Annotated in this window: 18 protein-coding genes; 4 read left to right on the top strand and 14 right to left on the bottom strand. The window is 67.9% G+C overall.

Annotated elements, in window-relative coordinates:
• Positions 1–80 precede the first annotated feature (80 nt).
• The 10 genes from ftsW to coq7 all read right to left on the bottom strand — a co-directional run bounded on the left by ftsW (position 81) and on the right by coq7 (position 11,750).
• Positions 81–1,322, bottom strand: a complete 1,242-nt coding sequence (gene ftsW / locus DFLDMN_RS16455; RefSeq protein ID WP_423195943.1) for a putative lipid II flippase FtsW — start codon at positions 1,320–1,322, stop codon at positions 81–83.
• Complete coding sequence (gene murD / locus DFLDMN_RS16450) at positions 1,319–2,830, bottom strand: UDP-N-acetylmuramoyl-L-alanine--D-glutamate ligase (protein ID WP_423195942.1); 1,512 nt, start codon at positions 2,828–2,830, stop codon at positions 1,319–1,321. The genes ftsW and murD overlap by 4 nt, the downstream gene beginning before the upstream one ends.
• 58 nt (positions 2,831–2,888) lie before the next feature.
• Complete coding sequence (gene mraY / locus DFLDMN_RS16445; RefSeq protein ID WP_423195940.1) at positions 2,889–4,058, bottom strand: phospho-N-acetylmuramoyl-pentapeptide-transferase; 1,170 nt, start codon at positions 4,056–4,058, stop codon at positions 2,889–2,891.
• A gap of 14 nt (positions 4,059–4,072) precedes the next feature.
• On the bottom strand, positions 4,073–5,503 hold the full coding sequence (locus tag DFLDMN_RS16440) for a UDP-N-acetylmuramoyl-tripeptide--D-alanyl-D-alanine ligase (protein ID WP_423195939.1): 1,431 nt from the start codon (positions 5,501–5,503) through the stop codon (positions 4,073–4,075).
• Positions 5,500–7,059: a UDP-N-acetylmuramoyl-L-alanyl-D-glutamate--2,6-diaminopimelate ligase gene (locus DFLDMN_RS16435; protein WP_423198447.1), complete on the bottom strand. Its 1,560-nt coding sequence runs from the start codon at positions 7,057–7,059 to the stop codon at positions 5,500–5,502. The genes DFLDMN_RS16440 and DFLDMN_RS16435 overlap by 4 nt, the downstream gene beginning before the upstream one ends.
• Positions 7,056–8,879: a peptidoglycan D,D-transpeptidase FtsI family protein gene (locus DFLDMN_RS16430; protein ID WP_423195938.1), complete on the bottom strand. Its 1,824-nt coding sequence runs from the start codon at positions 8,877–8,879 to the stop codon at positions 7,056–7,058. Before DFLDMN_RS16430 ends, DFLDMN_RS16435 begins: the two co-directional genes overlap by 4 nt.
• Entirely contained in the window at positions 8,876–9,199 is a 324-nt protein-coding gene (gene ftsL / locus DFLDMN_RS16425) for a cell division protein FtsL (RefSeq protein ID WP_423195937.1), read from the bottom strand. Before ftsL ends, DFLDMN_RS16430 begins: the two co-directional genes overlap by 4 nt.
• Positions 9,196–10,179 carry a 16S rRNA (cytosine(1402)-N(4))-methyltransferase gene (rsmH, locus tag DFLDMN_RS16420; RefSeq protein WP_423195936.1) on the bottom strand — a complete coding sequence of 328 codons (984 nt, stop codon included), beginning with the start codon at positions 10,177–10,179 and terminating at the stop codon, positions 9,196–9,198. The genes ftsL and rsmH overlap by 4 nt, the downstream gene beginning before the upstream one ends.
• Before the next feature lie 7 nt (positions 10,180–10,186).
• Entirely contained in the window at positions 10,187–10,615 is a 429-nt protein-coding gene (mraZ, locus tag DFLDMN_RS16415) for a division/cell wall cluster transcriptional repressor MraZ (protein WP_423195935.1), read from the bottom strand.
• Between the two features lie 511 nt (positions 10,616–11,126).
• Positions 11,127–11,750, bottom strand: coding sequence for a 2-polyprenyl-3-methyl-6-methoxy-1,4-benzoquinone monooxygenase (gene coq7, locus DFLDMN_RS16410; protein WP_423195934.1), 624 nt, complete (start codon positions 11,748–11,750; stop codon positions 11,127–11,129).
• Positions 11,751–12,238: 488 nt separating this feature from the next.
• On the opposite strand from coq7, the gene DFLDMN_RS16405 reads away from it, so the two are divergent.
• The 4 genes from DFLDMN_RS16405 to DFLDMN_RS16390 all read left to right on the top strand — a co-directional run bounded on the left by DFLDMN_RS16405 (position 12,239) and on the right by DFLDMN_RS16390 (position 15,692).
• On the top strand, positions 12,239–13,381 hold the full coding sequence (locus tag DFLDMN_RS16405; protein ID WP_423195933.1) for a porin: 1,143 nt from the start codon (positions 12,239–12,241) through the stop codon (positions 13,379–13,381).
• A gap of 192 nt (positions 13,382–13,573) precedes the next feature.
• On the top strand, positions 13,574–14,581 hold the full coding sequence (locus DFLDMN_RS16400) for a Bug family tripartite tricarboxylate transporter substrate binding protein (protein WP_423195932.1): 1,008 nt from the start codon (positions 13,574–13,576) through the stop codon (positions 14,579–14,581).
• A gap of 110 nt (positions 14,582–14,691) precedes the next feature.
• On the top strand, positions 14,692–15,201 hold the full coding sequence (locus DFLDMN_RS16395) for a MarR family winged helix-turn-helix transcriptional regulator (protein ID WP_423195931.1): 510 nt from the start codon (positions 14,692–14,694) through the stop codon (positions 15,199–15,201).
• A complete protein-coding gene (locus DFLDMN_RS16390) occupies positions 15,198–15,692 on the top strand; it encodes a hypothetical protein (protein WP_423195930.1) in 495 nt (164 codons plus the stop codon). The genes DFLDMN_RS16395 and DFLDMN_RS16390 overlap by 4 nt, the downstream gene beginning before the upstream one ends.
• A gap of 16 nt (positions 15,693–15,708) precedes the next feature.
• Here DFLDMN_RS16390 and DFLDMN_RS16385 read toward each other — a convergent pair whose 3' ends face one another.
• The 4 genes from DFLDMN_RS16385 to DFLDMN_RS16370 form a co-directional block, all read right to left on the bottom strand.
• Positions 15,709–17,391 (bottom strand): long-chain fatty acid--CoA ligase, encoded by a 1,683-nt coding sequence (locus DFLDMN_RS16385; RefSeq protein ID WP_423195929.1) that lies wholly within the window; start codon positions 17,389–17,391, stop codon positions 15,709–15,711.
• A gap of 157 nt (positions 17,392–17,548) precedes the next feature.
• Positions 17,549–18,253, bottom strand: coding sequence for a TetR/AcrR family transcriptional regulator (locus DFLDMN_RS16380; protein ID WP_423195928.1), 705 nt, complete (start codon positions 18,251–18,253; stop codon positions 17,549–17,551).
• 54 nt (positions 18,254–18,307) lie between these two features.
• The gene (locus tag DFLDMN_RS16375) at positions 18,308–19,603 is read right to left on the bottom strand and encodes an aminopeptidase (RefSeq protein ID WP_423195927.1); all 1,296 of its coding nucleotides are present in this window, start codon (positions 19,601–19,603) and stop codon (positions 18,308–18,310) included.
• The gene (locus tag DFLDMN_RS16370; RefSeq protein WP_423195926.1) at positions 19,600–21,738 is read right to left on the bottom strand and encodes a molybdopterin-containing oxidoreductase family protein; all 2,139 of its coding nucleotides are present in this window, start codon (positions 21,736–21,738) and stop codon (positions 19,600–19,602) included. The genes DFLDMN_RS16375 and DFLDMN_RS16370 overlap by 4 nt, the downstream gene beginning before the upstream one ends.
• Between the last annotated feature and the right edge of the window lie 126 nt (positions 21,739–21,864).

Below are 21,864 nucleotides of genomic sequence, written 5' to 3'. Positions count from 1 at the left end.
TTGGCTGCGGCCGCTTCGCTTAACTTCGTGCCGGGGCACGAAGTTAGCCTGCGCCGAAATCGCGTTCCGCTGCGTTCCGGTCATACCTTCCCTCCACGCATCAGAACGCGATTTTCATAATCAATCCGCAGCAAGATTGCCAGCGCCACGCAATTCATCAGAATGCCCGAGCCACCGTAGCTCACCAGCGGCAGCGTGAGCCCCTTGGTCGGCAGCAGCCCCAGGTTCACGCCCATGTTGATAAAGGTCTGCCAGCCGATCCACACGCCCATGCCTTTGGCCACCAGCCCGGCAAAGGTGCGATCGAGCTGCAGCGCGGTGCGGCCGATGCCGAACGCGCGGCGCACCAGCCAGTAGAACAGCACGATCATCACCAGCACACCGATAAAACCGAACTCCTCGCCGATCACCGCCAGGATGAAGTCGGTATGCGCCTCCGGCAGGTAGTGGAGCTTCTCGATGCTGCCGCCAAGGCCGACGCCGGTCCATTCGCCGCGGCCGAACGCGATCAGCGAGTGCGTCAGCTGGTATGCCTTGCCGAGCGCGTTGTTCTCTTCCCACGGATTCAGGTAGGCAAAGATCCGCTCGCGCCGCCATGGCGACGCGGTGATCAGCAAGGCGAATGCGCCGATCGCCACCCCCACCAGGCCGGCAAACAGCTTGCCGTTGATGCCGCCCAGGAAGAGGATGCCCATGGCCACCGCCGCGATTACGAGGAACGCGCCCATGTCCGGCTCGAGCAGCAGCAGCATGCCCACCACCACCACCGCCACGCCCATCGGCAGGAAGCCCTTTGACACGTTCTGCATCCACTCCTGCTTGCGCACCGTATAGTTGGCCGCGTACAGCACCACCGCGAGCTTCATCAGCTCCGACGGCTGGAAATTCATCACGCCGAGCGGAATCCAGCGCCGCGCGCCGTTGACGCCCTTGCCGACGAACGGCACCAGCACCACGATCAGCAGCAGCAGCGCGATCACGAACAGCTTGGGCGCGTAGCGGTCCCACACCTTGACCGGAATCTGGAACGCCACCAGCGCCGCCGACAGCCCGATCAGCAGCGCAAACGCATGCCGCAGCAGGAAATGGCTCTCGCGGTAATTGGCGTAGCGCGGCGAATCGGGCAGCGCGATCGAGGCCGAATAAACCATCACCAGGCCAAACGCCAGCAGCACGATGGATACCCACAGCAGCGGCTGGTCGTATTCCATCATGCGCGAACGGGTCGGCTTGACGCCGGACACGGCATCGCGCAGGCCACCCCACGCATTGCCGATGGTGGCGCCAATGAAGCCGCTGCGCTTGACCTGTGCGTCATTCATGGCAGGATCCCCCGGGACAGTGCCAGTTCTTCCACCGCACCCCGGAACACCTCGGCCCGGTGGATATAGTTGCGGAACATGTCGAGACTCGCGCAGGCCGGCGACAGCAGCACCACGTCACCCGCCTGCGCCAGGCTGGCCGCTTGCTCGACCGCGGCCTCCAGCGTGGCGGCGTCGACCAGCGCGACGCCTGTGCCCTGCAGCGCCGCGCGCAACTCGCCGGCATCCTTGCCGATCAGCACCACCGCGCGCGCGTACTGCGCCACCGGCGCCGCCAGCGGCGAGAAATCCTGGCCCTTGCCCTCGCCGCCGGCGATCAGCACCACACGCTTGTCGAGGCCGTTGAGCGCGGCCACCGTGGCACCGACATTGGTGCCCTTGCTGTCGTCGAAGTACTCCACTTCGTCGATGGTCGCCACCCACTCCACGCGATGCGGCTCGCCGCGGTACTCGCGCAGGCCATGCAGCAGCGCCGACATCGGCAGGTCGATCGCGCGGCACAGCGCCAGCGCCGCCATGGCGTTGGTGGCGTTGTGCAGGCCGCGGATATGCAGCGCGTCGGCCGGCATCAGCCGCTTGTGGCGCACGGGCACGGCTTCTTCCACCGCCTCGGCGCCCTTGCGGCGGCGCGGCTTGCTGTCGCTCTCGGCCTCGCTGTCGGGCTCGGCCAGCACGATCCACGGCATGCCGCCCTCGCGCAGCACGCCATAGCTGCCCGGCACTTCAGGCAGATCGGTGCCGAACGTCACCGGCACCTGGCCCGCGCGCGCCATGTCCATGGTCATGCGGTCGTTGCGGTTCAGCACCTGCACGCAACCCTTGTCGGCCGGACCGAAGATGCGCGCCTTGGCGGCCGCATACGCGGCCATCGTGCCGTGCCAGTCGAGGTGGTCCTGCGTGACGTTGAGCACGGTGGCCGCGTGCGGCGCCAGCGAGCAGGTGTACTCCAGCTGGAAGCTGGAGAGCTCCAGCACCCACACTTCCGGCAGCGTGGCGTCGGCAATGCACGCCGACAGCTTGTCGAGCGCCGACGGGCTGATATTGCCGGCCACGGCCACGGTCTTGCCGGCGCGCTCCACCAGCCGGCCGGTCAACGCGGTGGTGGTGGTCTTGCCGTTGGTGCCGGTGATCGCGAGCACGCGCGGCGCGTAGCCGGACACCCCTTCCAGGTAGCCGAGGGCCTGCGCGAACAGCTCGATCTCGCCCCATACCGGTATGCCACGCGCCTGCGCGGCCGCCAGCAGCGCCTGCGTATGCGGCTCCAGCGGCGACAGGCCCGGGCTGATCGCCACCAGCGCGATATCGTCGAGCAGCGCCTCCGCGAACGTGCCGGACACGAAACTGGCGCCGCTTACCTCGGCCTGCAGCGTGGCCAGGTTGGCGGGCGCCTCGCGCGTGTCGGCCACGCGCACGCGGCAGCCGTTCCGGCCGCACCAGCGTGCCATGGCCAGCCCCGACTCGCCGAGGCCCAATACCAGCACATGAGGTTTCTGCAACGCGCCAAACACTTCACCAGACTCCGATTGACCTGTTCCTGCCTACAAAAAAACCGACGCCGAGCGCCGCTTAACGCAACTTCAGCGACGACAGCCCGATCAGCACCAGCAGCATGGTGATGATCCAGAACCGCACCGTGACCTGCGTTTCCTTCCAGCCGCCGAGCTCGAAATGGTGGTGCAGCGGCGCCATGCGGAACAGCCGGCGTCCCTCGCCATAGCGGCGCTTGGTCAGCTTGAACCACGTCACCTGCAGCATCACCGACAGCGTTTCCACCACGAAGATGCCGCCCATCACGAACAGCACGATTTCCTGCCGCACGATCACCGCGATCGTGCCGAGCGCGCCGCCCAGCGCCAGCGCGCCGACGTCGCCCATGAACACCTTGGCCGGGTGGGCGTTGAACCAGAGGAACGCCAGCCCCGCCCCCGCCATCGCGGAACAGAAGATCAGCAGCTCGCCCGCGCCGGGGATATGCGGAAACAGCAGGTATTTGCTGTAGATCGCGCTGCCCGTGACATAGGCGAACACGCCGAGCGCACCGCCCACCAGCACCACCGGCATGATCACGAGGCCGTCGAGACCGTCGGTCAGGTTCACCGCGTTGCTCGAACCGACGATCACGAAATAGGTCAGCACGATGAAGCCGGCCACGCCGAGCGGATAGCTGACCTCCTTGAAAAAGGGCACGATCAGGTTGGTCTTGTAGGGCACGTCAGCAAGGAAGCCGCCCTCGATCCAGCTCAGGAACAGCGTCCACACGCGCACGTTGCTGGCTTCGGACACCGAGAACGCCAGATAGGTTGCCGCCACCAGCCCGATCAGCGTCTGCCAGAAGAACTTTTCGCGGCTCGACATGCCGCGCGGATCGCGATAGACCACCTTGCGGTAGTCGTCGACCCAGCCCACCGCGCCGTAGCCCAGCGTGACCAGCATCACCACCCAGATAAAGCGGTTGCCCCAGTCGCACCAGAGCAGCGTCGAGATCGCGATGGACAGCAGCACGAGCACGCCCCCCATGGTCGGCGTGCCCGATTTCACCAGGTGCGTCTGCGGACCGATGGTGCGCACGGCCTGGCCGATCTTCATCTCGGTCAGGCGGCGAATGACGTACGGACCGAGCCCGAGCCCGATCAGGAGCGCGGTGAGGTTGGCCATCACCGCGCGGAACGTCAGGTAGTTTACGACCCGCAGGAAGCTGTAATCGTTTTGCAGCCATTGGGCCAGTGCAAGTAACATCGTTCGTCTGCTCGTCAATGAACGGAAGTGGATGCGACCAGCGCATCGACGATCCGTTCCATGCGCATGAAGCGCGATCCCTTTACCAGCACCGCGGCCGCGCCGGCCACCGTCCCGCTCCTGTCTTCTCCGCACGCCTGCGCGAGCGCCTCGGCGCTGGCGAAATGCCGCGCCGCGGCGCCGAACGCCTGTACCGCATGGGTGGCCAGCTCGCCCACGGCCCACAGCGTGTCGATGCCGCGCTCGCGCGCATAGGCGCCGATCTCGGCGTGAAACGCCGGGCCCTGGTCGCCCACCTCGCCCATATCGCCGAGCACCAGCACGCGTGGCGCGGCAAACCCGGCCAGCACGTCGATCGCCGCGCGCACCGAATCGGGGTTGGCGTTGTAGGTGTCGTCGACCACCACCACGCCGCCGGGCGTGTGCTTGACCTGCAGGCGCCCCTTGACCGCGCTGAAGCCGCCCAGTCCCGCCTGGATCGCCGCCACCTCCACGCCCGCCGCCAGCGCGCAGGCGGTGGCCGCCAGCGCGTTGCGCACGTTGTGCGTGCCCAGCAGTTGCAGCCGCACGTCGAACTGCTGCCCCGGCGCCCGCACGCGCAGCACCTGTACGCCGTCGTCGAGCGCCACCGTGGCGGTCACGTCGGGTGTGCCACGGTCGGCGCCAACATCGGTGCCAACATCGGTGCCAAACGTCAGCACGCGCCGCGCGCCCGCCGCCTGGCGCCAGATGCCGGCGTGCTGGCCGCCGCTGGCGGCATCGAGCGGAAACACCGCCACCCCGTCCGCCGGCAGCGCCGCGATCGCGTGCGCGTGCTCGTGCGCGACCGCCTCCACGCTCACCATGAATTCCTGGTGCTCGCGCTGCGCGTTGGTAATCACGGCAACGGTCGGCTGCGCGATCTTCGCCAGATACACCGTTTCGCCGGGATGGTTCATGCCGAGTTCGAGCACGGCCAGCCGGTGATGCGCGCGTAGACGCAGCACCGTCAGCGGCAGGCCGATATCGTTGTTCAGGTTGCCGCCGGTGGCGAGGCGGTCGGCCTCGCCCACCGCGGCGGCAAAGATCGCCGCGATCATTTCCTTGACCGTGGTCTTGCCGTTGCTGCCGGTCACGGCGACGGTCGGCGGCGTGAATCCGCGGCGCCAGCCGGCGGCGAGCTCGCCCAGCGCAATGCGGGTATCGGGGGCCACGATCGCCGGCACGCCCACGTCCACGTCGTGCGCCACCAGTACCGCGGCGGCACCGCGGGCCACCACGTCGGCGAGAAAATCGTGGGCGTCGAAACGTTCGCCCTTGAGCGCGACAAAGAGGTCGCCGGGCGCTACCGTGCGGCTGTCGGTATGCACGCGTGCAAACGCACGCGTGGCATCGCCGAGCACCCGCGCACCGCCGATCCAGCCGGCGGCCTGTTGCAAGGAAGTCATCATCGGGTTCGGGTTCATGCGGACACCCCCCTGGTACCGAGCGTCAGCCGCACGTGCTCGCGATCGGAGAACGGCCGCTTGCGACCCTGGATCTCCTGCGTCGCCTCGTGGCCCTTGCCTGCCACGAGCACCACGTCGGCGGGCGCGGCGTGCTTGATGGCATAGAGAATGGCCGCGGCACGGTCCTCGATCTGGCGGCCGCGCGCGCGGTCCTGCATGCCATCGGCGATGGCGTCGAGAATGTCCTGCGGGTCCTCGGAACGGGGGTTGTCGCTGGTCAATACGATGTCGTCGGCAAGCCGCTCGGCCACCGCGCCCATCAACGGGCGCTTGGTGGCATCGCGGTCGCCGCCGCAGCCAAATACGCACCACAGCCGGCCCTGGCGCGCGGCGGCCACGGGACGCAGCGCGGTCAGCGTCTGCGCCAGCGCGTCGGGCGTATGCGCGTAGTCCACCACGGCAAGCGGCGCGTCCTGGCCGCCGAACAGTTCCATGCGGCCATCCACCGGCGTGAGCGCGCGCAGCGCGGCGAGCGCCGCCTCCCACGCCACGCCGTTGGCGAGCGCGGCACCGAGCACCGCCAGCAGATTGCTCACGTTGAAATGGCCGATCATCGGCGTCAGCATCTCTGCGCTGCGCATCTGGCCATCGACACTGCCGTCGAGGCGAAACGCGGTGCCGGTGGCGGTGGCGCGCACCTCGCTGGCACGCAGCCAGTGCGCGCGCGCGGCGGTGGGCGCGGCCGCACCGCCAATGCCGTACTCGATCACGCGCGCGGCCGACACGGCTGCCGCGTCGGCGGCGAGCAGGCGCTGACCCATGGCGTCGTCGCGATTGATCACGGCGGTGCCAAGATCGGGCCACTGGAACAGCAGACGCTTGGCCGCCTCGTACTCGGCCATGGTGCCGTGATAGTCGAGATGGTCCTGCGTGAGGTTGGTCAGCACGGCCACCCGGAAGCGCGTGCCCGCCACGCGGCCCTGCTCCAGGCCGTGCGACGACACTTCCATCGTTACCGCGCGCGCGCCCGCATCGTGCAGGTCGGCCAGGCTCTCCTGCAGCTGTACCGCGTCGGGCGTGGTGAAGCCGGTCATGCGCAGCGCGTCCGGGAAGCCGGTGCCGAGCGTGCCGATGGTCGCGCACGGCGTGCCCGTGGCCTGCAGTACGCGCGCCAGCCACTGCGCGCACGAGGTCTTGCCGTTGGTGCCGGTAATGCCGGTCACGGCGAGATCGCGCGTGGCCAGGCGATACCAGCCGGCGGCAATCGGGCCGGCGAGCTGGTGCAGTCCGGACACGGCGAGGTGAGGCACGGCCTCGCCGGCGCTCCACGCAAACCCGTCGGCCTCATGGACGATCGCCGCCGCGCCGGCCGCGATGGCCTTGTCGATATGCGGACGTCCGTCGGTGGCAAGCCGCGCGTTGCCGAGCACGTACGCAAGGAACACGTCGCCGGCCCGCAGGCGGCGCGTATCGCCGGTCAGGCGCGCGCCGGAAGCGACCCGCGCATGCAGCCAGGCCAGCGCGTCGCTGGCCTGTGCGGAGACATCGGAGGGGAGCATCGGCTTGGCCGTCATGGCGTCGCGCCCCATGGTTCGCTCTCCTGCACCTTGTCGCTCACCACCAGCTGGCGAATCGGTGAATCGGGCTGGACATTGAGTGCACGTAGCGTGCCCCCCATGATCGCCGAGAACACCGGCCCGGCGGCGGCGCCACCATAGTGGCTGCCCGCGGTGGGTTCGTCGATGCTGACGGCGACGATCACGCGCGGGTTCGACATCGGCGCCAGGCCGATAAACGACGCCCGGTACTTGCTGCGGTCGTAGCCGCGGCCGACGTGCTTGTAGGCCGTACCGGTCTTGCCGCCCACGCGGTAGCCCATCACCTGCGCTTCCGGCGCGGTGCCGCCGGGCGCGGTCACGGTCTCGAGCATGGCGCGCACGTCGCGCGCCACCTGCGGCGAGAGGATGCGCTCGCCGGTGGCGGCGCCGTTGGTCTTGAAGATCGACACCGGCATCAGTTCGCCATCGTGCGCGAAGATCGTATAGGCGTGCGCCATCTGGAACAGCGAGACCGACAGGCCGTAGCCGTACGACATCGTGGCCTGCTCGATCGGGCGCCAGCTCTTGAACGGCCGCACGCGCCCGGCCACCGCGCCGGGGAAGCCGATCTTGGGCGCCTGGCCGAGGCCGACGCTGGTAAACATGTCCCACATTTCCTGCGGCTTGAGCATCATCGCGATCTTGGTCGTGCCGATGTTGCTCGACTTCTGGATCACGCCGCCCACGGTCAGCGCGCCGTAGTTGTGGGTGTCGGAGATGGTCGCGCCCTCGAAGTTGTACTTGCCGTTGGTCACCACCACGGTGGACGGCGTCACGCGCTTCAACTGCAGCGCCAGCCCGATCGTGATCGGCTTCATCATCGAGCCCGGCTCGAAGGTGTCGGTCAGCACGCGGTTGCGCAACTGCTCGCCCGACAGGCGCGTGCGGTCGTTGGGGTTGTAGGTCGGCCAGTTGGCGAGCGCCAGCACCTCGCCGGTCTGCGCGTCGAGCACCACCGCGCTGGCGGCCTTGGCCTTGCTGCGCTCCACCGCGGCCTTGACTTCGTTGTAGGCAAGGTACTGGATCTTGGCGTCGATCGACAACTGCATGTCCTGCCCGTCGCGCGGCGTCTTGAGAATGCCGACGTCCTCGACCACGCGGCCGAGCCGGTCCTTGATCACCTGGCGCGCGCCGGAGCGGCCGGCCAGCACGTCCTCGCGCGCCAGCTCCACGCCCTCCTGGCCCTTGTCCTCGACGTTGGTAAAGCCGACGATGTGCGCCATCGCCTCGCCTTCGGGATAAAAGCGCTTGTATTCGCGGGTCTGGTGGATGCCCTCGATCTTGAGCGCGGCGATCTTGTCGGCCGCGTCGGGCAGCACCTGGCGCTTGAGGTAGACGAAGCTCTTGTCCTCGTCGAGCTTGCGCTGCAGTTCCTTCTCGGACATATCGAGCAGCTTGGCAAGCTGGCGCACGCGCGCGGGTTCGAGATTGCCCGGTACATCCTCCGGCACCGCCCACACCGCCTTGACCGGCAGGCTGGTGGCCAGCACCAGGCCATTGCGGTCGAGGATCTTGCCGCGCGTGGCCGGCAGTTCCAGCGTGCGCTGGAAGCGCTTCTTGCCCTCGGCCTCGTAGAACTGGTTGCCGGGTCCCTGGATCCAGAGCGCGCGGGCGGCCAGCGCCGCGAACGCCGCGAACATCAGGAACACCACGAACTTGGAGCGCCACATCGGCAGACGCAGGCCCAGCACCGGACTGGCGGAGAACTGGCCGGTACGCGGACGCGACTGGCTGGTGCCGCCGGCGCGGCGCGCCTCGCGGGCGCGGGATCCGAGGGAGGGGCGCGCCAGGCTCATTTGCTCGCCTCCGCCGCCGCGGCCGGTGCGCCTGCCGGCGTCGACAGCCCGGGCAGGGCCACGCCGGCCAGATACTGGGTACGGCCGGGCATGACCGCGGCCATCTTGAGCTGGGTACGCGCCGCCTCGGCGATGCGCGCGCTTTTGCCGAGCGCGCTCTGCTGGTACTGCAGGCGCGACCAGTCGATATCGAGCTGCTTCTCCTCCGCCTGCGCGCGTTCGAGCGCGACGAACAGCGTGCGCGCCTGGTGCTGCGCCCCGACCAGCGAGAGCGCGCAGAACACCAGCGCGGCGAGGAGGAAGAAGGCCAGGCGGTTCATGCGGGGAACGCCCCAGGGGCCAGCTTCTCGGCCACGCGCATTACCGCGGAGCGCGCGCGCGGGTTCTCGGCCACTTCGGTGGCGCCGGGCTTGAAGCGGCCGAGCAGCCTGAGCGTGGGCTGCGGCAGGTCGGCGGCACGCAGCGGCGCGCGCCGCAGGGCCGGGTCGGCGTCCTGCTGCGGACGGGCGTGCGCCTGCATGAACCGCTTGACGATGCGGTCCTCGAGCGAGTGAAAGCTGATCACCACGAGGCGGCCTCCGACCTGGAGCAGTTCGTACGCCGCCTTCAGGCCTCTTTCGAGGTCCTCAAGCTCTTGATTGATGTAAATCCGTAGAGCCTGAAAGGTGCGGGTCGCAGGGTCCTGACCCTTCTCGCGTGTCTTGACGGCTTTCGCCACGAGCGCGGCAAGGTCGGCAGTAGTGGCGATGGGTCCGCCATCGCCGGGTTCGCGCCGGCGAGCAACAATCGCCTTTGCAATCTGTACAGCAAACCGTTCTTCCCCATAGTCTCGTATCACCCTGGCAATGTCCTGCTCGTCAGCCTGCGCGAGCCATTCGGCCGCGGTCATGCCGCGCGTGGTGTCCATGCGCATGTCCAGCGGGCCATCGAAACGAAAGGAAAACCCCCTCGCCGCTTCGTCGATCTGGGGCGAGCTGATCCCCAGGTCGAGCAGTACGCCCGCAAGCGGCGCACGCCCGGCGAGGCGTTCGCCCATCGTGCAAAAGCTGGCGTGCTCAATGGAGAAGCGGGCATCCCCGATGGTGCCCGCTTCTGCGATTGCTGCCGGATCCTTGTCGAAGGCGACGAGGCTGCCGGCGGGTCCCAGCCGCGCAAGGATGGCGCGGCTGTGTCCACCCCTGCCGAAGGTGCCGTCCACATAGGCGCCGTCGGGCCGCCAGACGAGCGCCTCGACGGCTTCGTCCAGCAACACGGTGCGATGGCGCAGGGCGGTGGTCCCCGGCGTTCCGGTAGGGGTCATGACCTCTTCAGAAAGAGAATTGCTTCAATGCTTCCGGCATGCCCTGCGCCATCGCCTGCTGTTCCTTGGCGGCGTATGTCGCGGCATCCCAGATTTCGAAATGGCTGCCCATGCCGAGCAGCATGACTTCCTTGTCGAGCGTGGCGGCACTGCGCAACTCCGGTGCAATCAGCACGCGGCCGGCGCCGTCCATGTCCACGTCGGCGGCATTGCCCAGAAAGATGCGCTTCCACCAGTGCGCATCCATCGGCAGCGCCGCAATGCGGGCGCGAAAGGATTCCCATTCGGGGCGGGGAAACAGCAACAGGCAGCCGTCCGGGTGCTTGGTCAGCGTCACCCGGCCCTCGGCCTGCTGATGCAGCGCCTCGCGATGCCGCGCCGGAATCGACATCCGGCCCTTGGCATCGAGCGAGAGCGCCGAAGCTCCCTGGAACAAATCCTTCCCCCGATTCCGCCCGACGCTTGCGCCGGGTCCTCATCCGCCCACCTGGCTTTCGGGAATCATCGCAGGGATGCACCCGAAAATCACACAAAAACACACTTGCTCACACAATTTCCCACTTTAGAGTAAGCACTTTGGCCGGTCAAGGCTCGGCAAGGGAGGAGAAAAGGGGGTTTTTTGAATCAGAACAAAGACTTAGCGCGCAAAGTTCACGCACCAGGATTGGGAATATCCAATGAAATGAAGGCGTTATGAAGTAAACCGGAGAAAACACCTGAGAACTGCCCGGGGGAGATTGCGACATGCGCCAAATCACAACGATTTCGCGTCGTTGCGAAGGATACAACGTTTTCCCGCGGACCCCGTTCGCGCAAGGCCTCGCGCGGGTTTTCCACAGGCCCGGGAGTCAGGCCGGCGCGCCGTGAAACTTCCGGCTCCCGATACACGCGACACGCACGCCCCCGCCGCCTCGCTGTCGCGAGCGGCCGGTGGCGTCGCGGTCCGGTCAGATGCGGTAGGCGGTGGTGGTCATCACGCGCGAGGCGGCGCGCATCAGGCCACGCACCGGCGCGGGGAGCGGCACGCCGCCGGCATCGCGCGCGGCGTCGCCGTGCCGCATCTCGTCGTCGCGCATCTGCTCGATGATCGCGCGCGAACGCCCATCGGCGGGCGGCAGGCGATCGAGATGGCCGGTGAGGTGATGCTCCACCTGCCGCTCGGTCTCGGCGACGAAGCCCAGACTCACGCGGTCGCCGGCGCGGCCCGCCAGCCAGCCGATCGCAAAGGCGCCCGCATACCAGAGCGGGTTGAGCAGGCTGGGCCGCGCACCCAGCTCGCGCAGACGCTGTGCGCACCAGGCCAGGTGGTCCTCTTCCTCGCGCGCGGCCGCGTCCATCTGCGCGCGTACCGGCCCGCTACGCGCGGTCAGCTTCTGCGCCTGGTAGAGCGCCTGCGCGCAGACCTCGCCCACATGGTTGATCCGCATGAGTCCGGCCACGTGGCGGCGCTCGTCGGCGCCCAGTTCTGCCGTGTCCGGCGCGAGCCGGTCGGCGGGATTGTCGCGGGCTGCACGCGTCGCGCCGGCGATGGCGCGGAGTGCCACGTCGAATTCTCGAATCAGGGAGTCCATGGAGTGCGATGGATTGAGCGATGGATTGAGCGATGGGCGAGCGGACGAGATCGGCGGACCCGATGGGCGGACGAGCGGGGCAGACGACCTGAGCAGGCAACCTGAGCAGGCAACCTGAGCAGGCAACCTGAGCCAACCAGATGGACAGACAGGCGGTGGTCAGCCCTCGCGCGGCTCGGCAATGCGGGCTTTCCAGCGTCACCTCGTCGTTCTACGAAAAGTGGCATCGGTACCGGTCCGGGATTTCCCGCATTGTACTCCGGCCGTTCGTGTCCGCCCCCCGCCACGTCGCGCCAGCACTGGCCCCGGTACTCAAAAACCCTGAGTTGTGAAAACAAGACAAGACGTTTACCTCAGGGTCAATAGATTTCCGGCGTGCGCTAGAGTGTTCTCCGACTTCGCACGAAGTTGGGCCCGGAGGAATGAGAGAGAGGTAACAGGAGGTTCTTCCGGCGCATCAAATAATTCTTATACGGAGATAACCGAGCATGAAGAAATCGCTTCTCGCGCTAGCCGCGTGTTGCGCGTTCTCGGGCGCCGCCTCGGCGCAGACGAGCGTGACGCTGTACGGTGTGGTGGATCTGCCGATCGAATACAACAACCACCTGGCACCGGGTTTCAACCAGCCTGGCGGCGGCAGCCGCGTCGGCCTGCAGACCGGCGGCGGCCTCTCCGGCTCGCGCTGGGGCCTGCGGGGCACCGAGGACCTGGGTGGCGGCCTCAAGGCGCTGTTCGTGCTCGAGTCGGGCTTCGGCCTCGACGACGGCCGCTCGCAGCAGGGTGGCCGCCTGTTCGGCCGCCAGGCCTACGTCGGCATGCAGAGCGACTCGATCGGCCGCCTGACCTTCGGTCGGCAGTACACGACCATGTTCGACATGTTCGCCAACTTCTCGCCCACCGGCTACGCCACGATCTATGAACCGGTGGTGGCGCAGCTGGGCACCAACTTCCGCTCCGACAACACCGTCAAGTACACCGCCGTACTGGGCCCCGTCACCGCCGAGGCCCACTGGAGCTTCGGCACCGGCGTGGCCGCCATCGGCATGAATCCGCTCGCCAACGGCGGCTCCGGCGAGACCCCGGGCAACTTCGACAACAACGCCGGCGGCGGCGCCGGCGTGCTGTACATGTCGGGCCCGATCGGGCTGACCGTCGCCTACGACGAATGGCGCCCCACGGCCACCATCAACGACCCCGGCCGCTCGCGCAAGATCGGCGGCGCGGCCAGCTACACCTATGGCCCGGCCAAGCTCATGCTCGGCTACCGCTGGGGCCGCATCACGGCACCCGACGGCAGCGAGCTGCAGCGCGACAACTACTACTGGGCCGGCCTGAACTACCAGGTCACGCCCGCGCTGGGCCTGACGCTCGCGTACTTCTACGACGACCTCAAGCAGTTGCGTCCGACCCTCACCTCGCCGTCGAACAATCCGGCCAACCCCTGGCAGGTCAGCTTCGTGGCCGACTACAACTTCTCCAAGCGGACGGACGTGTACCTGACCACGGGCTTCTCGAAGAACTCGGGCCTGAACTTCGATACCTCGGCGGTCAGCTTTGCCAATGGTTACTTCCCGCAGCAAGGCAAGAACACCATGATCGGCGTGGCCGTCGGTATCCGCCACAAGTTCTGAGCCAGCCTCCGACCGCGTGAATCCCCTCTCCCGCCCCGGGAGAGGGGCTACCCAAGGCGTGCATACATTCGAAGCCTCCCCTGCCTGAGCGCCCTCTGCGCTAAGGTCTTTTCCTCATCCACGGTGTGCCGCGCAAGCAATAGAATGGGCGCGAGTCCGGATCTCAACCCGGCCACCCTCTGGAGACTTCCCATGCACCACCCCCGCCGGCGCGTTCTTGCGCTGCTTTCCACGGCCCTGCTGCCGCTGGCCTCGCTGATCTCGCCCGTGGCCAACGCCGCGGACCCGTACCCGAACAAGCCGATCCGGCTGATCGTGCCGTTCGCGGCCGGCGGCACCACCGACATCCTGGCGCGCGCCGTGGCCGCGGAGCTGTCCAAGCAGGTGGGCTGGACCATGGTGGTGGACAACCGCCCCGGCGCCGGCGGCAATATCGGCGCGGACCTCGTCGCCAAGGCCGCCCCGGACGGCTATACGCTGCTGATGGGCACGGTTGGCACGCACGGCATCAACCAGTCGCTCTACAGCAAGCTGTCGTTCGATCCGGTCAAGGACTTCGCGCCGATCACGCTGGTGGCGTCGGTGCCCAACGTGCTGGTGGTCAACCCGGCCTTCGCGCAGCAGAACCATATCAACAGCGTCAACGATCTGATCGCCTATGCGCGCGCCAATCCTGGCAAGCTCAATATGGCATCGAGCGGTAATGGCACCTCGATCCACCTGGCCGGCGAGCTGTTCAAGACGCAGACCAAGACCTACATGGTTCACTTCCCGTATCGCGGCAGCGGTCCGGCGCTGACCGACCTGTCGGGCGGCACCATGCAGGTGATGTTCGACAACCTGCCGTCGTCGATGGCGCTGATCAAGGCCGGCAAGCTCAAGGCCCTCGCGGTGACGAGCGCCAAGCCGTCGCCCGCGCTGCCGGACCTGCCGACCATCGCACAGGCCGCCAAGCTGCCCAACTACGAGGCCAGCTCCTGGTTCGGCCTGCTGGCGCCGGCCGGCACGCCGAGCGACATCGTCCACAAGATCCAGCAGGAAGTGGCCAAGAGCCTGAACACGCCGGCCGTGCGCGAGCGCATGCTGGCGCAGGGAGCCGATCCGTCGGGCAATACGCCGGAGCAGTTCGCCGCGCTGATCCGCTCCGAACTCGTCAAGTGGTCCAAGGTGGTAAAGGACTCGGGCGCCAAGGTGGACTGACCGCGCACGAGAGCCGTCCCGCCATGGCGGCATCGCCATGGCGGACCCGGGCGAAGCAGACCGACCGCGCAGGCATATACTTTAGGTATCAACCAACGCCGCGCGTCACCATGCCCACGCTTCCCGCCGCTGCCGACAGCGCTCCCGTCGATCTCGAAACCCGTGCCGGCGACACGAGCCATGAGGCGCTGCGGCTCTGGCTGCGGCTGCTCACCTGCACCAACCTGGTGGAAGCCGATATCCGTTCGCGCCTGCGCCAGGAGTTCTCGGTCACCTTGCCGCGCTTCGACCTGATGTCGCAACTCGACCGCCACCCGGAAGGGCTCAAGATGGGCGAGCTGTCGCGGCGCATGATGGTGACCGGCGGCAATGTCACCGGCATCACCGATCAATTGCAGCAGGAAGGCCTGGTCACGCGCGAGGCGCTGCCGACCGATCGCCGTGCCTACCTGATCCGCCTCACGCCGGCCGGCCGCGAGGCTTTCTCGCGCATGGCGCAGGCCCACGAGGCCTGGGTCGAGCAACTGTTCGCGGGCCTGGCGGAAACCGACCGGCGCGCCTTGTTCCGCCTGCTCGGGCGGATGAAGACCAGCCTGCTGGCCAGCGTGGTGCCATCATGACCCGACGCCCCGCTGCCCTCCCGTGTTGCGGCGCGCGGCTTCGTGCCGTCCTTCTCCCGGCCGCGCTGGCCGCCACCCTGCTGGCGGGCTGCGCCACTCAGCCGCAGCCGCCGCAGGTCACGCCCATCCAGGCCACCATCAAGCTGGGCCGCATCACCGAGAGCACCTTCCTGTCGCGCGTCGATGTCAACGATAGCGCCAACTACGGTGCCAACTACGGCGGCTACGGCGTAGGCGTCGGCGCCGCCGGCGTGGGTGGCGGCAGCGGAGGCGGGGTCGGACTGGGATTCTCGGTGGACCTGTCGCGCCTGCTCAACAAGCAGCCGCCACCGCAGATCGACCTGTTCCAGTACAAGGTGCAGGCCCAGGACGGCACGGTCGCGACCGTCAACGCCCCGGCCCTGCCGGCGCTGGAGCCCGGCGCGTGCGTGCGCCTGATCTATCCGGACGGCGGCGCGCAGCCGCGCATCGCGCCGTCCAACGAGTGCTAGCGCGCCGGCCGCGCGCTCAGGCGGCCTGGCGGCTGTCGCGCAGCTCGCGACGCAGGATCTTGCCGACGTTGGTCTTGGGCAGCTCGGTGCGGAATTCGATGTACTTGGGCCGCTTGTAGCCGGTCAGCCGCTCCTTGCAGTACGCGATCACCGACTCCTCGGTCAGGGCCGGGTCCTTGCGCACGATAAACAGCTTCACGACTTCGCCCGAATGCACATCGGGCACGCCGACGGCCGCGACTTCGAGCACGCCCGGGCATTCGGCCACCACACCCTCGACCTCGTTCGGATACACGTTGAAGCCCGACACCAGGATCATGTCCTTCTTGCGGTCGACGATGCGGGTATAGCCGCGCTCGTCCATCACGCCGATATCGCCGGTCTTGAAGAAGCCGTCGGGCGTCATGACCTTGGCGGTCTCGTCCGGGCGGTTCCAGTAGCCGGCCATTACCTGCGGCCCGCGGATGCAGATCTCGCCAGGCTGGCCCAGCGGCAGGTCGTTGCCGTCGTCGTCGCGGATGGTCAGCTCGGTGGACGGCAGCGGCAGCCCGATGGTGCCCGAGAAGGCATCGGTATCGGTGGGATTGCACGTGGCCGACGGCGACGTCTCCGACAGGCCATAGCCCTCGATGATCGGGCACCCGGTCTTCTCGAGCCAGCGGCGCGCCACCGCCTCCTGCACCGCCATGCCGCCGCCATTGGCTACGCGCAGGCCGCTGAAGTCCACCTTGCCGATATCGGGATGGTTCAGCAGCGCGTTGTAGAGCGTGTTGACGGCCGGAAACATGTGGAAGCGGTACTTCTGCAGCGTCTTGATAAAGCCCGGGATATCGCGCGGGTTGGGAATCAGCACCGACATGCCGCCATTGCGCATGCCCAGCAGGCAGCAGACCGTCAGCGCAAAGATGTGATACAGCGGCAGCGCCGTGATCGTGATCACCTGGTCGATATGCGCGCCCTTGTTGAGCGCCGGCTGCATCCATGCCTCCGATTGCAGCACGTTGGCCACCACGTTACGGTGCAGCAGCACGGCGCCCTTCGAGACACCGGTGGTGCCGCCCGTGTATTGCAGGAACGCGATATCGTCCGGTCCGGTACTGGCCGGCTGCAGCGTCATGGCGCGCGCGTCGCGCAGCACGTCGTTGAAGCGCACGCAGTTCGGCAACTCCCACGCAGGCACCAGCTTCTTGACGTTGCGCACCACGAAATTGACGACGGCGCCCTTCACCGTGCCGAGCATGTCGCCCATGCTGGCCACCACCACATGGCGGACCGGCGTGTTGGGCAGCACCGCCTGCAGCGTGGCGGCAAAATTCTCCAGAATGACGATGGCCTCGGCGCCGCTGTCCTTGAGCTGATGCTCAAGCTCGCGCGGCGTGTAGAGCGGATTGACGTTGACCACCACAAAGCCCGCGCGCAGCACGGCGGCCAGCGCCACCGGATACTGCAGCACGTTCGGCATCATGATCGCCACGCGTGCGCCCGGGCGCAGGCCGCGCGACTGAAGCCACGCGCCGAACTGACGCGAGAGCCGGTCGAGTTCGCCGTAGGTCATGGTCGCATCCATGCAGACGAACGCGCGTTTGTCTGCGTAGGTACGGAACGATTCCTCGAGCAACTGGGCCAGCGAACGGTACGGGCTGGCATCGATCTCCGCGGGGACGCCTGCCGGATAGTGTTTCAGCCACAGTTTTTCCATGCGCCGGTCTCCTGAATTTCTGAATGGTCGTTCGATTTTCGGGGAATGCTAAACGTGCGACTGCGGTAAGACAACACGTTAGACGAACTCCTCGATATCACCACTCGGGGAAATCGTGGATTATGCGACACCGCGCGCGGTACGCCGAGGGAATACCCTAGGCCGCGCCGGGTCCGTCGTGCGATTGTGCAAGCGTGGCGCAGGGCAGCACCAGCTTCATCATGTTGGCGGCCAGTTCCTGCGCCAGCGCCTCGGGATCCATGCGGCCAGGCTGGTGCCACGTGTACATGAAGCCGATCACGCTGCCGATCGCATGCGCGGTCACGCGCGCATCGCCAAACGCAAACACGCCGGCCGCGCGGCCCTCCTCCAGCAGCGCATAGAGGTCGCGATAGAACTCGCGCGCCATGCTCTCGAGCCATGCCACCGTGTCCGGCCGCAGGTACTGGTTATCGCGAAAGCTCAGCGTGGCCGCGATATGGCAGCTCACGCAGCGGCGCGCCAGCTCCAGCAGGCACGTCTGCAACCGCTCGCGCACGGGCAGCGACGGATCGGCGGTCTCGCGGATCACCGGCAGGCAGGTCTGCGCCGATTCGCGGCACAGGATGTCGAAGATCTCGTACTTGTCGGTGAAGTAGTAATACACCGCGGGCTTGGTCACGCCCAGCGCGCGGCACAGGTCGTTCATCGTCATGCCGGGGTAGCCCTTGGTGTAGAAGAGCTGCGCGGCGGCATCGAGGATCTGGCGGCGGCGGGCCTCCTGGCGCTCGGCCACATGGGTGCGCGCCGGGCCCTCCTCCGCGAGCGTGACGGCCTCGGCGGCGCGAGGCCCGGCGTGCGATTTCTTCGGGGCGTGTGACATGGTGGCGCAATTCTCGCACGCGCGCGGCGCGCCGGGACGACAATCGCCGTGCGTTTATGGCGTGGCCGGGCGCGCGGCCTGGGCGCCGCGCCCACTGCGGTCGCCGCGGTCGGTGTTGTCGGTGTTGTCGGTGTCGTAGTGGTCGCGGTCGCTGCCGTTGCTGCCGCCGTTACTGCTGCCATTACCGCTGCCATTAGCGCCGTCAATACTGCTGCCCTGCGCGGCACGCTCGGCCAGGCCGGCGCTGAGCGGCGCCAACTGGGTCGCCGGCGGCGCCAGCTTGCGCAGCGCCGCATCGCGCGCGTCGGCCGGCAGGTCGCCAATGCGCGCGGCGGCCGCATAGAAGCACTTCCAGTCGCCCTGGCACTGCGCCAGCAGCGCCGTGAAGGCGGGCACCCATTGCTGGTACGTAGCTACCGCGGCCAGCTGTGCATTGGTCAGGGGCTGGTCGAACCAGCGGTCGTAGCCGCTATAGCCGCCCCACGAAGCGCGCAGCCGGCCGTACTCGGCGCGCAGGTCGGCAAAGATCTGCGCCTTGCCGCGGCGCTTGGCGGCATCGTCCACAGGCGAGCGATAGAGCGTGACCAGGCGGTCGCGCGTGGCGAGCAGCATCGCGCGAAACGCGCGGCGCCGCTCGTCGTAGTTGCGATAGCTCGCGCGCGCGTCGGCGGAAGCGTCCTCGGCCAGCCAGCGCTCGACGCCAGCGGTCTCCACGGCGGTGGCAAACGACTCGTTGAACGCGGTGTCGTTGCGCACGTACACCACCTGGTGTGCGAGTTCGTGAAAGATCAGGCGCGCCAGTTCGCCCTCGGGCAGGTAGACAAAGGTGTTCAGCAGCGGATCGTCGAAATAGCCGAGCGTCGAATAGGCGGGAATGCCGGCCACATAGGCGTCGAGGCCGTCCTTGCGCAGGCCGTCGGCATAGCGCTCGGCATCGGCCTGCGCATAGTAGCCCCGGTACGAGATGCAGCCCACGATCGGGAAACACCACTTGCGCAGGTCCATCGACAGTTCGGGCGTGGCAAATACGCTCCACACCACGTAGGGCCGATGCAGGTTGGCATAGCGGCGATAGCTGCCGTTGTCGGGCAACATCAGCTCGCGCGAGGCAAAGTCGCGGATCTTGCCGGCCAGCGCCAGCCGTTGCGCCAGCCGCGCATCGTTGGCGCCGCGCGCGCCGGCGATGGCATCGTCGAGGGGCTGGGCCTGCGCCATCACGCCGAGATGGCCGCCGATCGACTGATAGTAGTAACCGAGCGTATCGCAGCCGGCCGCCAGCACCACCGTGACGAGTGCGGCGCCGATCGCCGCCACCCGCCCCAGGCGCCAGGGAGCCGGCCACCGGCTCATGACGCGAGCGGCTCCGCTGGCCGCCCGCCGGGCTCGCTGTCCGCCGCCGCGCCGGCGGCTTCCACCTGGACCAGGCAGTCGTAGAACACCGGCGCGCGCCCGAGGTCGGTCAGCCGCTGGCTGGTCAGCTCGTTGGCATTCTTGCCGTCCGGCGCGAGCTTCTTCCACCAGATCGACAGTCCCACCACCAGGCCCTGGCGCGCGCGATCGGTCACGCGGGCACGGGCGCGCAGGCTGCCGCGATCGTTGAAGGCGCGCACCATGGCGCCATCGACGATACCGCGCGCGGCGGCGTCGGCCGGATGGATATCGAGATGCGGCTCGCCCTCGGTCGCACGCAGGCTGTCCACGTTGACGAACGAGCTGTTGAGGAAGTTGCGCGCGGGCGGCGAAATCATCGCGAGCGGATAGCGCGCCGCCAGGTCCGGCGCGGTGGCCGGGGCTTCGTACTGCGGCACATAGGCCGGCAGCGGGTCAAGGCCGTCGCGCGCCATCGCCGCCGAATAGAACTCGCATTTGCCCGACGGCGTGGGAAAACCGCCTGCCGCGAACGGCGCGTCCGGAAGATTGAGACGACGCCAGCCATCGGCCTTCAGTCCTTCCCAGTCGATGCCGGCGGCACGCGCATCGTCGCGCTTGATCGCCTGCGCCGCGATCGTATCGTCGCTGTCCTGGAAGCACGGCTCCGTAAAGCCCATGCGCGCGGCCAGCCGGCGGAAGATCTCGGTGTTCGGCAGGGCGTCGCCGAGCGGTGCCACGGCCTGGTTGTTGGCGAGGAAGTAGACGTGACCATAGGTCTTGTGCACGTCCACGTGCTCGAGCTGGGTCGTGGCCGGCAGCAGGATATCGGCGTAATCGGCGGTATCGGTGCGGAAATGCTCGAGCACCACCGTGAACAGGTCCTCGCGGGCAAAGCCGGCCGCCACCTTGGCGGATTCGGGCGCCACCGCCACCGGATTGCTGTTGTACACCACCAGCGCCTCGATGCGCGGGCCATTGGCCCCGGTGCCGTCGTTGAGCAGCGCATCGCCGATGGTACTCATGTTCACCGTGCGCGGCACTTGCGGCCAGTGCGGCAGCAGGTCGGGCCGCTGCAGGGTGGCATTGTCGACCGGGAAGAAACCCGAGGTCGACAGTTGCAGGCCGCCAGCGGGGTGGCGCCACGCGCCCACCAGCGACGGCAGGCACGCCGCCGCGCGCACCGCCTGGCCGCCGCCGTGGACGCGCTGCATGCCGTAGTTCAGGCGGATCGCCACCGGCTGGCGCTCGCGCACGGCGGTGCGGCCATAGAGGCCGGCCAGCCACTCGATGTCCTCGGCCGGCACCCCGCAGATCTGCGCCGCGCGCGCGGGCGGAAACTCGGCGGCGCGCGCGCACAGCGCGTCAAAGCCGACCGTATGCTGTGCGATGTAGTCGTGATCGAGCAGGTCGTCGCGCACCAGCACATGGATCATCGCCAGCGCGAGTGCGCCGTCGGTACCCGGCATCGGCGCGATATGCCGATGGCACTTCTCCGCCGTCAGCGAGCGGTAGGGATCGATCGCCACCAGCGTGGCCCCGCGCCGTTTGGCCTCCTGCGCGCGCATCCAGAAATGCAGGTTGGAGGCGATCGGGTTGCCGCCCCAGATGATGACAAGCTTCGCGTCCTGCACATGCTCGATATCCATGCCGACGCTGGCGCCATAGGTATAGCGCAGCGCGGTGGCGCCGGCATTGGCGCAGATGGTGCGGTCCAGCAGCGAGGCGCCGAGCTTGTGAAAGAACCGTGCCGCCATGCTCTCGCCCTGCACCAGGCCCATGGTGCCCGCATAGCTGTAAGGGACGATAGCCTGCGGATCGCGCGCCGCGATCGCACCGAGCCGGCTGGCCACTTCGTCGAGCGCCTCGTCCCACGAGATCGGCGCAAACTTGCCCTCGCCCTTGCGGCCGACGCGGCGCATCGGGGTCAGCAGCCGGTCCGGATGGTAGGTGCGCTCCGTATAGCGGGAAACCTTGGTGCAAAGCACGCCCTGCGTGGTCGGATGGTCGGGATCGCCGGCGACCTTGATGGCGCGGCCATCCTCGACCGTGACGAGCAGGGCGCAGGTATCGGGGCAATCGTGGGGGCAGGCGGCGCGGACGACGGTGGTGGCCATGGGGCGGAGGGGGCAGAAAGACGAATCAGCAGGAAAGCCGGAACTGGCCGAACCCGGCCACATGTCTGTGGCGCGCCGACCTCGCCCGCAAGGGCAAAAACGGCGGAAATTGTATGCCAGAGATTG

This window comes from Cupriavidus sp. H19C3, from assembly GCF_049393815.1.
Lineage (GTDB): Bacteria > Pseudomonadota > Gammaproteobacteria > Burkholderiales > Burkholderiaceae > Cupriavidus.
This window is presented reverse-complemented; position numbering and strand designations above follow the sequence as displayed.